Source organism: Erysipelatoclostridium sp. MSK.23.31 (assembly GCF_019125875.1).
Taxonomy (GTDB): domain Bacteria; phylum Bacillota_I; class Bacilli_A; order Erysipelotrichales; family Coprobacillaceae; genus Thomasclavelia; species Thomasclavelia ramosa.
The window spans coordinates 1-13,915 of the sequence record NZ_JAHOCB010000062.1; the positions used below are offsets into that span (position 1 = coordinate 1).

Sequence of the window (13,915 nt, forward strand, 5' to 3'; positions counted from 1 at the left end):
CTGTATGCTTTACATACAGTAAAAACATTATTTAGAGATGCAGGCATTGAAAATGATGAGAAATTAACACAGGAAGAAGTTGATCGTGCTGATGAACTACAACAAATTGCATTTCCAGATGAATGGAAAGATCAAAATCCTAATGATAAAAAAGAGGACTAGACTTGATCTTGTTTATGAAATGGGGGATAAATTTAAATGATAAAGGAAAAAGAACTGTTAGAGGATATTAATAGCTATATAGATCAGTACAGGTGTGAATTGGCCAAACAGCAGGTAAAAAGTATTTTGGATAATCTATCTTTTATTTATTATAAAACAAAAAATCTAATAATAGAACTTGAAGGTGTGGTAAACAGCCACGAAAAGACGATTACAATAATTAAGAATTATCTCAAATACCTGAAAGATTTTAGATTACCAGATATGAATGAATCTAAAGGCTGCTGGAAACCATTGGGAAAACCTGTCTGGTGGATTGATTTAGTTTATTTTTTAAACAGATCTGGTAATGAATTTGAAGTAGAACTTAATGATGTAATCAATAAAATTAAAAATTCTTACCGTACTTATGATTATAAAGCTTTTTCAAAAAGTTGCTTATGAACTGTTTGAAGAAAGAAATTATACTTGACTGTGGGAGGAAATACAATTAATGAAGTTCAAAAAATGTAAAATATGAATCAATAAATTATTTAAAATGTTATAGCAATATAAAACCACCAATTGGATCACAAGTGACTTTTATAAGAGAAGAATCATTATCGATATGTATCTTAAGATATTGGAAACTGTTCTTGAGTTATATTAGATTTGTGCTGTTACAGTCATTTTGTATTGTAATTGGTATGTTTGCTATTGCAGGATGGATGAATTTAGAAGCATCAATAAATATTTATAATTACTCTTTATATGAATTACTGGATTTTATATGTCTGTTATATATTGGCTGGTGTATTTTTAGTGTTGGTATTAATATTGTTAAAGATATGTGGAACGATACAGATAGTTTTCTCAATGACAGACAATTAAAATTAATTATAACTATTTGGATTTTTGAAATAACGAAACTATTTGTTAAGAATAAAAAGCTAACAGTAACTAATGTTTTTAAATGCGGTCACTATATTTTTTTTGCGGGAATTATATGCTGTTTAATTCTTTTAATTATTTTTATTATCAAATTTATAGTGCAATATAATTCTGATGATATAAAACCAATAGAATGAGGATATGATTATGGATGATATTACAAAAAAACATTTTATACATTTAAGTCTAATAGCTGTATTTTTTAGTCTATTGACTATAATCGGTATTAGCTTGAATGTGTATTTCACCGTTATTGTTTTAGTATTTTTAATGATATTGTTTTTGCTCTGGTTTTTGCTTGATTTTTGTCAGTCGCCATTAGAGGAAAAATGTTTATTAGTGTTTCTAATTTGTTACTTTATATTAAAAATAATAATTTTGTTTTATTACAGGTAACTGAACATTTTCATAATTTCTAACGGTTCAGCGGTTCGACTGAAGGAAATTGGGTACAAAAAAGACCGTAATGTATTTTACGGTCTTTTTTGTATTTATTAATAGTAATTTTTTTATTCTGCAACGAAACGATAAGGTAGAACATCAACGATTCGATTTTAGCATAATGGAATTTATACTAACAATCATCTTCATTTATAATTATAACTCTACAATCCGCACATCTATATGCTGTTAATTGTAGTATATTCCATCCTTTTTTTAAAAGAACTTCATATTCTTTTGGGTGATTTCTCCACATATGGGGTTTTTTGCCTTCCGGAGTCCATGTATAATCCCATTTTGCTGAATTAAAAAATCCTTTATCCATTTCTTTTCCACAATATGGACACTTCATTTTTGTATTTCCTTTCACAATGTTGAAATATTATGTTTAACTGTTTGGTCTCTGTGTTTCAAACGTTCTGTAATAAGGGTGTGCTTCATCCCATACAACTTGCGCTTTAAAAGGTTGGAAGACACCTAAAATTCTTTTTTCTCTTGTTGTATTATGAGCATTTAAAATAGCTTGATAAACCTTATAATATACATCAGAAGTAAAATAATTAACCCCTTCAGAGGATAATACTCCTGATATGAATGAAACAACATTTGCCTTTGTCACACTAAGTCCTAAGGCACCAGTTACTAAGAATGCAATTATTGTAGATATTGCACTACTTGCTAAAGATACCAGCATACTCTTCTTCCTACTTCCAACAAAATAAAACTTACCGTACTCTGCTTTTGGTGCTAACGAGTTATTGTTTTTTACTGAAATCTTGTTGCTTTTTAAATCATTTATATTATCAATATCAATCTTTGAAAAATTGGTTAACGCTTCAACAATTGTAATAGGTTGATTTTTGTCGTATATATATGTGGATTGTAATAATACCGCATTATTAAAATCATTAAAATCGTAATAATTATTATTAACTTTCACATATCTAAAGTCTGTATCATACTCTAATTTTATTTTTTCACCATTCTCTACTATTTCAAAACAGATATTATATTCATTGGTAGAGTTAAGAATTGTGGTTTCATAGTCTTTATAAGAGTATGAATATACTGCACTATTGTTTAACGCACTAATATTTGTTACTGCACCAAAACTTAATGTAAACACCAGTAAAAAAGCAATGATTTTCTTCATTTTTTTGTTCTCCATTTCAAAGTTTTTTAAATTATAAAAAGTATCAACAAATAAATCGAAAACGTTTTCTTGCTATTTATTCAAAAGAAAATTGAATATTATTTTATGTATATAATATCCTATTAATCCTCCAACTAGATAATATAAAATATCCGTTATATCAAAATAACCGTATAAAATTAATAAGTGGAATGTCTCTTTTAAAAATCCTATTAATAATAATATTTTCACAGTTTGAATTTGATTTTGTTTTTTTGTGAAAAGCATATAACCAACTGGAATAAATAGACAAATCTTAAAAATAATATTTTTTATAATAACAGACGGCATTACAGTGTAATCAAAATAGAATGGAATTATGTTTATACACTTAAGTATTTTTTCAAAATACGATGGGTAACCGTTAATATGTGCGATTGAACCTCTCAACAACGGATATAGGAAGATAAATGCTAAATAAATAGTGAAAATAATAATTGTTATTTTTTTTTTTCATAAAATTCCCTCCCAAAAATAAATTTTATATGTTATAAATATTTCCACTTATTATTCATATTAATTATATCATATATGTATTTTTTTTGTTAAGTTATCCAGAAAAAATGCTGAAATAAAGAGCTTTTTTTCCTTCTGGACTTTCTTTGTTGGAAACAATGTTAAATATTTAATTTTATAAAACTGTTTTGTTCTATTTTGTCTAACGGTGCTTTGAGTTAGCTAAAATTTGCTTTTGTTTTTTATTGTGTGCTTGTAGACTGTTGCTTTTTATTTGATAGTTAATTCTCCTTTGAAATGTTACAATGAGAAACGGAGATATTTTATGATGATAAACACTTTCCTTGTGTTGTATATTTAATAGTGACAGAAGATTACAGATGCAGGATATAATACACATAGTAGTTATTTAAAATTTATTAATCATATGTTTGCCATATGCTGTTAGTAGTTTTTTATGAAGTGATGAATAAAAAAATAAATAATACATGAAATCTTTTTTGAATATAGTCTTTGGCAATTAAAATCAAGATCAGAGTATAACTCAAACCTTAATACAAGAATATCTTTATTTACTGGAAACATAATAATAATTTTTTGAAATATAAATGTGCAAACTACTGTTATTATTGCTGTTACAATGCCACTCATAATTATAATATACCTTCCAAATCAATATTTTATTGATAGCTCAAATCCCAACTTATTTTATATCAGTTTTATTTTTAAAAAATATTTTATTTTATAATGAAATGTTTTTTAAAATACGCTAGAATATAAACGAGGTGATTATTATGCATTTATCATATTTAATTAAACCAGCATCTTCATTATGTAACATGGCTTGTAAATACTGTTTTTATGCTAATGTGGCTAGTCAGCGTAGTGACTATAGCTATGGGATTATGCAAGAAGCAACGATTGATAACCTGGTTACTAAGACTTTGTTGATGAGTAATAAAATTACATATTCATTTCAAGGTGGCGAGCCTACAATGGCAGGCTTAGATTTCTTTAAAATATTTGTAAACAAGGTTAACGAAAAAAAGCATAATCAAATTATTCATTATTCAATTCAAACTAATGGAATTAATCTTGATGATTCATGGCTGACATTTTTTAAAGCTAATCATTTTCTAGTCGGAATATCTTTAGATGGCACTAAAGCGAATCATGATCAGGTTCGTTTAACCAACCAATCTTTGCCAACATATGATTTAATCATGAAAAATATCAAGAAAATTAAACAAGCTCAGATAAACTATAATATTTTAACTGTCATAACGCGACAGGCCGCAAAAGATGCTAAACGACTATATAATTTCTATAAAAAAAATGAGTTACAGTATATTCAACTGATTCCCTGTTTACCGGAATTAGATCAAAGTACTGATAATTATTATTTAACATCACAGATGTTTTTTCGGTTTTATAATGAGTTATTTGATTTATGGTATCGTGATGTAACTAGGGGTGAGTATATTTCCATCTCCCTATTTGATCATTTATTAACATTATTTAAAGGCGTAGCTCCATCGATGTGCGGGATGCTGGGTTTTTGTACTTTACAATATGTAATCGAAGCTAATGGTAATGTTTATCCTTGTGATTTTTACTGTCTAGATGAATATCTATTAGGTAATATCAATGAAGATGAGCTATCTAGTATTCAATCAAGTCGTAATGGTCAAAAATTTATTCAAGAGCCTAAACGGATGTCACCGTTATGCCATGATTGTAAGTTTAAAAAGCTATGTAATGGTAATTGTAAACGGATGAATGTTGTTTACTTTGATGATAAGTATTGCGGTTATCAAGCTTTTTTAACGAAAACATATCAGCGTTTTTACCAGTTAGCTAATCAGATTAAATAAAAAAATTACCCTTTTTAAAATAAAGGGTAATTTTTATTTTTGTAATTTAGCTAAGTGAGCAACAAATATTTCAATAGCAATGAAGAATAAAGCCTGTAAATCCAAAAATGTAGCATAACGACTAGATATTTTAGGTAAAACAAATAGATAATCAGCATTTTTGGCAATCGTCGTTGTTTTATCAAAAGTAAATACAATTAGTTTACAGTTAGTATTTTTAATACTGGAAAGATGTTTACTAAAAAATTTAGTCGTATCTTCAATTGTAAAGACAACTAAGGCATCATTAGACGTTAGGGTATCGATATAATCAATCATTTGGACACTATCATCAATACATGGAGTAACACTTAATCCGGAATTTAATACTCGTTTACAAAAGTGGAGAGCACTAGCGCCAGTTTTATTAAAACCACATACTTTAATATGATTACTAGCTATTAATGTTTTTGCAATGGCATTAATATCCTCACTATTTAGATCAGTAGCCATATTTTCGATGGCTTCAATATAGCGGCAGGTAATATGATTGATGGCACTATTAATTTCGTTAGGGTCGGATTTAATATTATTAGATAATAAATAGCGGTTTAGTTCGTATTTCAGTTCAATATAACCGTTAAAGCCAACTTTTTTAGAGAAACGAATTAGTGCTGCTTTAGAAATACCGATTGTTTCAATCAATTTTTCGATATCCGCCCGGGCAAAATATTTTGGATCTTTAATGATGAATTGGGCGATTTTCTTTTCATTATTGGTATAAGTATCAAATAAACTCTGAATTTGTTCTAATATGTCCATAAAATCCTCTCCTTTATTTTATTATAGCATGTTTTGAAATAAATTTCAAACAAGTATGAAATGAATAAAATATATTTTATTAAAATATTGAAATATATTTCAAAAAGTGTTAAAATACATCTGTAAAGCGCTTACGAAATTAAAAAACAAAAATGAGAGGAAATATATTATGAACACTTTAACAGGTTTTTTAGATCGTTTTCTTGTACCAGTAGCTAATAAAATGGCTAACAACAAATATCTTAGTTCTGTAAGTACCGGATTTGCCTATGCATTACCTGTAATTATGGTAGGAGCACTATTTACTTTAGCATCATCATTAAACCTTGGATTTTACCAAGACTTTATTACTAGTACCGGAATTAAACCAATTGTTTCATTTGCTTCTACGGTAACGACTGATATGTTATCGATTTACACTGTCTTTTTAATCGCAAAAGCTTTTGGGGAAAAAGAAGGTTATGAAAAAGAAAGTTTATTAGCAGGTTCAGTTGCCTTAGTATGCTTTTTATTAATGATTCCCCTTACTTCAGTTGAAGTAAATGGAACAACTGGAACATTTTTAGCAACAACTTACTTAGGAGCTAGAGGGTTATTCTCAGCAATGATTATTGGTTTAATAGCTTCAAAGCTATACTTTATCTTTGTGAAATACAATATCACTATAAAATTACCGGAATCAGTTCCACCAACTATTTCAAAAAGTTTTGGGGCAATTTTACCAGGAATTTCAATCGTATTATTATTTAGTATTATTCGCTGGGGGTTTTCATTAACTTCATACGGTGATTTTAATACTTGTATTTATAGTTTGATTCAAACACCGTTAGTTAGTTTAGGGGCTAGCCCATTTACATTTATGTTATTAATTATGCTTTGTTCATTATTGTGGTTCTTTGGATTACATGGTGGAAATATTGTAATGCCGATTTTAAATATGTTATATTTACCAGCGTTAATGGAGAACTTAGCAGCATTTCAAAACGGTACAGCATTACCTAATATCATTACTCAAGCTTCATGGATGAACTTTGCTTCATTAGGTGGAGTTGGTGGTACCTTAGGTCTATGTATTTTAATGACATTCTTTGCTAAAAGTGAAAGATATAAATCTTTAGGTAAATTAGCAATTGCACCAAGTATTTGTGGGATTAACGAACCAATTACTTTTGGTTTCCCAATGGTACTAAACACAACTACTTTAATTCCATTAATTATTACACCAATTGTTACATTTGGAATTTCTTATGTTGCGATGCTTAGCGGATTAGTACCATATGCTAATGGGGTACAGCCAGCATTAGGAACACCAGCAGTATTACTAGGATTTTTATGTGTAGGTTGGCAAGGGGCAATCTTACAAGTAGTATTAATTGGCGTACAAATATTAATCTGGTTACCATTCTTTAAAATTTCTGATGCTCAGGCATTAAAAGAGGAAGAAAACTTAAGTGCATAATATGGGAGGTAATTGTAATGAATAATAAACCAAATATTGTTTATTTTGTCGCAGATCAGATGCGTAATGATGCTTTACATCATATGGGATGTAAGGCGTCAATTACGCCGAATCTGGATGCACTTTTAGAAGAAGGGGTTTCTTTTAAAAATGCTTATTGTCAAAATCCCGTCTGTGTACCTTCACGTTGCAGTTTTTTAACCGGATTATATCCGCATACTACCGGTCATCGAACTATGCATTATCTTCAAGATCCCGATGAACCGAACTTTTTAAGAACTATGAAGAATAATGGTTATGAAGTTATTTGGGTGGGACGAAATGATATTATCCCAAGTGATTGTAGCAAAAGTGATTATTGTGATGTTTACTTTGATGGACGTGTTTATGAAAATAGAGTTGAATATATCGATCAAGATGGACTTAGTTATCATGTTGATAAAGAGGCAGTTGATACTAGTGTACCTGGTTATTATTCACAGCATATTGGAATAATAACCGAAGAACAGGCACATACTGGTGGTCATATGATGAATGACTGGATTGCAGTTGAGAGTGCGTTAAAGTATCTCCAAGAACGTGATGATCCACGACCATTTTTCTTATATATTACTATTTCATACCCGCATCCACCATATGCATGTGAAGATCCATGGTATTCAAGTATTGACCGGAGTTTAGTGACTAAACCACGACCTAGTGCTATGACCTTACCAGGAAAACCGTCAATGGTAAAAGAAATCGCCAGAAAACAAAATTTAAGTGACTGGGGTAAAGATAATTTTATTGAAATGCGGGCAACTTATTTAGCGATGGTATCACGATTTGATTATCAATACGGAATGCTTCGTGATAAATTAATAGAATTAAATTATTATGATAACACTAGTATCTTTGTGTTCTCTGATCACGGTGATTATACTGGTGATTATGATATTAGTGAAAAGGTTCAAAATTGCTTTGAAGATCCAATTGCTAACGTGCCGTTATTAGTCAAACCAGCTAATCAATTTGCTTGTGAACCACGAATTTCTAATGCTTTAGTTGAATTAGTTGATTTAACGCAAACAGTCTGTGACATGACAGGGATTCAAACTGAATACATTCAGTTTGGTAAATCTTTATTAGATACTTTAGCAGGTAATGAGTTCCATAAGGAAGCAGTATTTTGTGAAGGTGGTCGAATTCATGGTGAAACTTGGGCGATGGAAAGTAGTCATGGTCCCGAATCAACATATTGGCCACGTCTAGATACACAATCTAGCGAAGGGCCTGAGCATACAAAAGCAACGATGATTCGAATGAAGAATTTAAAATATGTTAAACGATTATATGAACAAGATGAATTATATGATCTTGATAATGATCCTCAAGAATTAAATAATATTATCGAAGATCCCGGTTATTATAATGAAGTCATCAAGATGAAAGACTTGATGTTAACATTCTATCAAGCAACTGGAGATATTGTACCGAATCGTCGGGATAAACGCTAATGATTACTTTGCTATATACTCTAATTATCCTAATCGCTACTACTGCTGGAGCGTTAGGTGGTTTAGGAGGCGGCGTTATTATCAAACCATTATTTGATGCGCTTGGGGTTCATGATGCCAGTACGGTTGGAGTTTATTCAACCCTGGCAGTATTTACAATGTGTATTGTTTCAATCGGGAAACAATTAAAAAATGGGTTTAGTTTTGATTTAAAGATGGTTATATCAATATCACTAGGATCATTATGCGGTGGTTTAGCTGGTGAGAAAATCTTTAGTGTTATTGCAGATAATTTTAGCAATAGTACTGTTAAAATTATCCAGGCGACCTTACTTGCAATCTGTTTAGTTGCGATTTTAGGATATACAATTAATAAAAATAAAATCAAACATTATCATTTAAAAAATATCATCGCTATCTTTGCAGTAGGATTATTTTTAGGTAGTATTTCCATCTTTTTAGGGATTGGCGGTGGGCCATTAAACGTAGTTTTATTAATGATTTTATTCTCGTTTACAATCAAAGAAGCAACTATTTATTCAATTGCTACAATCTTTTTCTCCCAAATATCCAAAATAGCAACGTTATTAATTACTAAGGAATTATTTACCTATGATTTAAGTTTAGTACCTTATATATGCGTAGCAGCAATAGTTGGTGGAATGATGGGAACGATTATTAATCAAAAAATGTCAGAATCACGAATTACCCAATTTTTTAATGGATTAATGGCAGGCTTATTAGCCCTTTCCCTTTATAATATTATTAGTAATATCATGTAAAAAGGATACGCATGGGTATCTTTTTTTCGTGAGGTTTATAATAGTGAACTATTTAGATATCATCATATTTGACTACTAAAGACTAATAAAATATAATTTAGTAATAATTATATTTACTTATACAAGGGAAAAAGGAAGGGACATAAAGAGTGAGATATGTGCATAACTAATTCACATTAATTTGTTATAAACAGTCGACGATGTTATACAAAGTGTTTATAATAAAATGAAAGTGATACAGCCAAAAGGGAGAAATACCTATATGATAAAAAATGTGTTGTTTGTGATAAAATTTAATTCTAAAAATGGAATAATAACCTGTTCGGATATGTGTTACGAAATAAGAAATAAAGAACGTTTAGAAAAAATTAGTTGATTAGACAGAATAAATTAAAAAGAGAGCATAAGAAATGTCCTGTATGCGGTAAAAAGTTCGAGATAAATAAAAGCCATCTTGTATACTGTTCGGCAGAGTGCATAGAAGTGGCTATTAAAGATAAGAAAAAGAAATATTTTAAAAATTACTACAGTGAGAATAGAGACAAAATAATAGAAAACAATTCAATAAATCAAAAAAAAGAAAGCGAGTAAAATTTAGATATGTCTCTTTTTTTATTAAAAAGGGAAAAAGAACTACCTGATATACAGGAAAATGATGATGAGTTGTACAGGTCAATTCATGCCGGAGTAGAAATAGGAACAGAAGCTACTAGACCTGATATTATAGAAAGAACAGTAAAATATGGTTTAATTGCTTTGAATGGTTCTGTTTACAAGATTACAGACAAAGGAAAAGAATATGTAAAGGTACTTAGAAGGCTGAAAATAGACATAACGACAGAAAAGAGCGTTTATTTAAATACTTTAATTAAAAGTGTATATCGAAAAGAACTTACAGTTAAGCAATGCTGTGCAGCCGTCTATGATGAAATAAATGATATTATTGCGGAGGATATTACGGTGGATGATATGAAGAAAGAAACAGAATTAGAATATACAGGAGAAGTTTGTCCTGAATGTGGCAGTAGATTGGTATATAAAACAGGAAAATATGGCAAATTTGAAGCTTGCTCGAATTATCCTGAATGCAGACACATTAAGAAAAAATAAAAGATTGACCTGAAAAAGCATAAGTGATTGGTCATTGTTGAAGAAAATCGGAAATATAATTAATGCCATACAAGTTACAATAAAAAACACAGCGTCATGGGAATGAACACTGTGTTTTATTTTGAATGATTCAGGAGTATAATACTTTATATAAAATCTTTTAGCATAAGTAAATTTGATAATCAATTTTACTATTTTAAGAGAATGGTTAATTAAGTATGTAATAAAAGTTGTAAAAATTTTATATTTGAGTATAATATAAGTGAAAAGGAACTATCGATAAGCGGTTGTTCCAATGAAAAATTATATGAAAATAACCGTTTCAGTGGAATGAAGGGCGGTTATTTTCTTTTGGGAATTTTCATAATTAAAGAGATTAATGCAATAAGCATTATAACAAATTGGAATAAACTCTCATATGTTACCATAAGCATCTCCAGCAGCTTTTTATTTCTCAAAAAGAGATTACTGTTTGAAGACGCTGCCATTTCTTCAAAAGACTAAGAAATGGAACAACCGCCTACCATTTATTGATAGTTCTAATTGGAATTATATCATAGTAAAAGATATTAATATACATAAATTGACAAGAAATTCATATCTTATTTATTTTAAATTTTAACAAGTCAATAGAGGGGATTTTAGAGAGAAATGAAAATAGAAAGATTGTTATTAATTATAATATACTTGCTTAATCATAAAAGAGTTAATGCTAAAACATTATCAAATCAATTTGATGTTTCAGTTCGCACAATTCAAAGAGATATTGATACATTAATTCTTGCAGGATTTCCTATTATTTCGTTTGTTGGAATAGACGGTGGATATGAAATTGATGAACAATATAAAATGCATATACAACTTGCTGATGATCAAGATTATGAAATAATATTATCAGCTTTAAAAGGTTTTAATACTGCATTTGAAAATAAAAAAATAGAAAAGACCTTAAATAAAGTCAAGTTGTTAAATCATGTTTCACAAGAACATATCATACTAGATTTTAGTGTTCTTAAAGAAAAAAAATCAATTAATAAGAATTTGTTATTATTGGAAAGGTTAATATTGAATCAAAGTGTTGTTGAGTTTGATTATACAAATTCAAAAAATGAATTTTCACAAAAGAAAGTTGATCCTATTGCGATTATTTATAAATGGTATTCATGGTATCTTGTTGGTTTTGATAGAGATAAAAAAGATTATAGATATTATAAAATTATAAGAATGGAAAATATCAAAAAAACTTCAGGCTTTAACAATCATTATCATCAAGATATTTATCAAATTATGAAAAATGAAATGAATGATCAAAGAGAATATTGTGATATAGAAATATTATGTAAGAAAAATAGTCGTATTAAAGCAGTTGAATATCTCAATGCAAAATTAATTTCAATCAAAGATAATGGTGATTATGTTTTATCTTTACATCTTCCTAAAGATGAAGAATTATGGAAAGGAACACTATTATCTTTTGGTAATGAAATAGTTATTTTAAAACCTTTGGAAGTCAAGAAAGAATTAAATAAAAGAGCATGGGAATTTTTACACAGTAATTGCGACATATAGTTGTCATAGTTACTGTGTTATTATTTTATATATAATAATGGAGGCAGAAAAATGATTTATGTAAATAACAATATATGTATAGAAAACAATCCATTTCGTTTAAGAATAGTAGAGTTCAAAGATGCAAAAGATTTATTAGAAGTTTATTCAGATTTAAAGGCTCTACAATTATTTAACAGCGATAATTGTCATGGTGATGATTTTCACTATGAAACAGTACAAAGAATGAAAGAAGCTATTTCTTTTTGGTTAGAAAATAGCAAAAATAAGCATTTTATAAGATTATGTATTATTGATAAAAAAATAAATGTAGCCATTGGAACAATAGAATTATTTCAAAGACGTTCCGAGGATTATTATAATGGTAAAGCTATTATGCGTTTGGATTTAAGAAGTGATTACGAAAAAAGCAAATATATCAAAAATATTCTTCAACTCATAATACCTCATATTTATACAATTTGTCATAGTGATTTTGTAACAATCAAAATTCCTGTATTTGCAAATGAAAGATCTAAAGCTATTGAAGATTTAGATTTTAAAAGCGAAGAGGAATATTTAATTGGAACAGATGGAACACAATATGGTCATTACTATACGAAAAAAGTCAATTATACCCGACAATAGGGTGGCATACATTTTGGCATACAAAATGAAATAAATATGTATAAAAATAAGAGATTCACGTATTTTTGAATATGAAATAACATGAAAAAACACATGAAAACATATATAGAAATTATATATGAATTGAAATGGATATAGTATTTTTTTGTCGTGTTTTTTGATTTTATAAGCTGATATACTAATAATAAGGTGAAAGAAATGGTATTAGAATTAATATTGAAACAACTGAGCTTCAGATAGCTGTTGTAAGGCTCGCTAGAGGTGTTTCTAGAAAAATCAATATCAACAGCAAGCCTTATCATTTTATTTGTCCGGAATACGAGAAAATCAGTATAGGTGATTGGTTACGTGCAGATGATATTACTTTGGTTAAAAATCCAGCAAAATTAGAAAATATAGAGTTTATCGAACCGACAAAAAAAGAGTATAAATTAGGTGAGGAATTAGATCTTACAGGTGGTAAATTATTATTAACATATGATGATGGTGCTGTTAAAGAAATTGAATTGAAAAGTTCAATGGTAAGCGGTTATGATAAAGAAAAGGTTGGAAAACAGACTGTAACAATAACTTTTAATGAAGTAGAATACACTTATGATATAGAAGTTATTAAAGAAGATATTCCACCAATGGTTGAACCATCAACTCCTGAAACATCAAACCCTACTGATACTTCTCAAAACCTTACAGATTCTAATAACAAGTCTGTGAAAACAGGAGATAATAAAAATATAATTGGCTATATTGTCTTAGGTGTTTCGACAATATCAGTTCTTGGTTTTCTGGGATTAAGTAAAAAAAGAGCAGTTAAATAGAATATTTTCTTTAGTTATATATTAGAATTCAAACAAATAAAATAACTAGGAGTAGCTGAATTATGAACTCGGCTATTCCTTTTTTGTTTTTGCTAGAGAAAGTGAAATCTATGTATTTGTATATGTATTATATAGTAGTTCGCTTTTGAACTTGCGAAACAGTTTATGTTTAATATAAGTCTAGATTATAAATCTATTCCC

Annotated in this window: 13 protein-coding genes and 1 pseudogene; 10 read left to right on the plus strand and 4 right to left on the minus strand. The window is 28.8% G+C overall.

The genetic code is table 11. The features are described from left to right. Window positions 1-198: 198 nt before the first annotated feature. Complete coding sequence (locus tag KSU54_RS17165; protein WP_008792918.1) at window positions 199-606, plus strand: hypothetical protein; 408 nt, start codon at window positions 199-201, stop codon at window positions 604-606. A 191-nt stretch (window positions 607-797) separates the two neighbouring features. After that, a complete protein-coding gene (locus tag KSU54_RS17170) occupies window positions 798-1,229 on the plus strand; it encodes a hypothetical protein (RefSeq protein ID WP_224209078.1) in 432 nt (143 codons plus the stop codon). A gap of 437 nt (window positions 1,230-1,666) precedes the next feature. Here KSU54_RS17170 and KSU54_RS17175 read toward each other — a convergent pair whose 3' ends face one another. The 3 genes from KSU54_RS17175 to KSU54_RS19550 form a co-directional block, all read right to left on the minus strand. Beyond that, entirely contained in the window at window positions 1,667-1,885 is a 219-nt protein-coding gene (locus tag KSU54_RS17175) for a PF20097 family protein (protein WP_008792916.1), read from the minus strand. A gap of 36 nt (window positions 1,886-1,921) precedes the next feature. After that, window positions 1,922-2,686: a hypothetical protein gene (locus tag KSU54_RS17180; protein WP_008792915.1), complete on the minus strand. Its 765-nt coding sequence runs from the start codon at window positions 2,684-2,686 to the stop codon at window positions 1,922-1,924. Between the two features lie 72 nt (window positions 2,687-2,758). Then, window positions 2,759-3,169, minus strand: coding sequence for a VanZ family protein (locus tag KSU54_RS19550; RefSeq protein WP_083830766.1), 411 nt, complete (start codon window positions 3,167-3,169; stop codon window positions 2,759-2,761). A gap of 806 nt (window positions 3,170-3,975) precedes the next feature. On the opposite strand from KSU54_RS19550, the gene KSU54_RS17190 reads away from it, so the two are divergent. Next, on the plus strand, window positions 3,976-5,055 hold the full coding sequence (locus KSU54_RS17190) for a radical SAM/SPASM domain-containing protein (protein ID WP_008792914.1): 1,080 nt from the start codon (window positions 3,976-3,978) through the stop codon (window positions 5,053-5,055). 33 nt (window positions 5,056-5,088) lie between these two features. On the opposite strand, the gene KSU54_RS17195 is transcribed toward KSU54_RS17190, so the two are convergent. Next, a complete protein-coding gene (locus tag KSU54_RS17195) occupies window positions 5,089-5,856 on the minus strand; it encodes a MurR/RpiR family transcriptional regulator (RefSeq protein WP_008792913.1) in 768 nt (255 codons plus the stop codon). A gap of 169 nt (window positions 5,857-6,025) precedes the next feature. Here KSU54_RS17195 and KSU54_RS17200 point away from each other — a divergent pair, with 169 nt between their 5' ends. The 7 genes and pseudogenes from KSU54_RS17200 (at window position 6,026) to KSU54_RS17230 (ending at window position 13,714) form a co-directional block, all read left to right on the plus strand. Continuing rightward, window positions 6,026-7,315 carry a PTS sugar transporter subunit IIC gene (locus KSU54_RS17200; RefSeq protein WP_008792912.1) on the plus strand — a complete coding sequence of 430 codons (1,290 nt, stop codon included), beginning with the start codon at window positions 6,026-6,028 and terminating at the stop codon, window positions 7,313-7,315. A 17-nt stretch (window positions 7,316-7,332) separates the two neighbouring features. Beyond that, window positions 7,333-8,811: a sulfatase-like hydrolase/transferase gene (locus KSU54_RS17205; protein ID WP_117792732.1), complete on the plus strand. Its 1,479-nt coding sequence runs from the start codon at window positions 7,333-7,335 to the stop codon at window positions 8,809-8,811. After that, the gene (locus KSU54_RS17210) at window positions 8,811-9,593 is read left to right on the plus strand and encodes a sulfite exporter TauE/SafE family protein (protein ID WP_008792910.1); all 783 of its coding nucleotides are present in this window, start codon (window positions 8,811-8,813) and stop codon (window positions 9,591-9,593) included. Before KSU54_RS17205 ends, KSU54_RS17210 begins: the two co-directional genes overlap by 1 nt. 972 nt (window positions 9,594-10,565) lie before the next feature. Next, a pseudogene (locus tag KSU54_RS19555) lies at window positions 10,566-10,694 on the plus strand (topoisomerase DNA-binding C4 zinc finger domain-containing protein); the annotation flags it as partial. 660 nt (window positions 10,695-11,354) lie between these two features. Continuing rightward, window positions 11,355-12,272, plus strand: a complete 918-nt coding sequence (locus KSU54_RS17220) for a helix-turn-helix transcriptional regulator (RefSeq protein WP_008792908.1) — start codon at window positions 11,355-11,357, stop codon at window positions 12,270-12,272. Window positions 12,273-12,323: 51 nt separating this feature from the next. Next, on the plus strand, window positions 12,324-12,899 hold the full coding sequence (locus tag KSU54_RS17225; protein WP_008792907.1) for a hypothetical protein: 576 nt from the start codon (window positions 12,324-12,326) through the stop codon (window positions 12,897-12,899). A 365-nt stretch (window positions 12,900-13,264) separates the two neighbouring features. After that, window positions 13,265-13,714, plus strand: a complete 450-nt coding sequence (locus KSU54_RS17230) for a bacterial Ig-like domain-containing protein (RefSeq protein WP_009299729.1) — start codon at window positions 13,265-13,267, stop codon at window positions 13,712-13,714. The last annotated feature ends 201 nt before the right edge of the window (window positions 13,715-13,915 follow it).